1 protein-coding gene is annotated in these 869 nt (G+C 61.3%); it reads left to right on the forward strand.

The genetic code is table 11. The annotated features are described in order from the left end of the window. Positions 1 to 143: 143 nt before the first annotated feature. The coding region (locus tag AC1DVR_RS23655; protein WP_478003072.1) for a Gfo/Idh/MocA family protein at positions 144 to 869 on the forward strand (726 nt) is incomplete at its 3' end.

Consider the following 869-nt stretch of genomic DNA (forward strand, 5'->3'; position numbering starts at 1 on the left):
GGTCTATTCGACCGAAGCGACCGAGAACGTTAAATCCTCGATGGTCAACTGACCCCACAGCGCGGGCGATCCAATAGCCGCCCGCGCATCTTACGGACTTAGTTGCCACGCGGCGCAGGCGTATTCTTTTCAGGAGAGAGATGATGACCAAAGTGATGAACGTCGCGATGATCGGCGGCGGGTTCATGGGCAAGGCCCATGCGATGGCCTATGCTGCGATGCCGATGTTCTTCTGGCCCGCGCCCGCCATCCCGCACCGCAAGGTCGTGGTGGATGTGACCGATGGCGCTGCCGAGACCGCTCGCCAACGCTTTGGCTTTGACGAAGCCTCGTCCGATTGGCGCGCTGTGGTGGCCCGCCCCGATATCGACGTGGTGGACATCTGCACCCCCAACAATGTCCATGCCGAGATTGCCATTGCTGCGGCTGCCGCAGGCAAGCACATCATCTGTGAAAAACCGCTTGCCCGCACAGTGGAAGAAGCCCGCGCCATGGCCGCTGCAGTGAAAAAGGCCGGTGTGATCCACATGGTCGCCTTCAACTATCGCCGCACGCCTGCCGTGGCCTTGGCCAAGAAATACATCGACGAAGGCCGCATCGGTCGCATCCTCAACTTTCGCGGCACCTATCTGCAGGATTGGTCGGCGGATGAGAACGGCCCACTGTCGTGGCGCTTTCAGAAGAAAATCGCTGGCTCTGGCACCGTGGGTGACATTGGCACCCATGTGGTCGATCTGGCGCACTACCTCGCTGGCCCAATCGAAGCCGTAAACGCGCTGACCCGCACTTACGTCAAGACCCGTCCCCTGCAACAGGGCGGCGTTGTCAAGCTGGGCGCGTCCGAAAAATCGGCGGACGCGGAACGGGCC

The organism is Rhodobacter sp. P2_H5 (genome assembly GCF_056403335.1).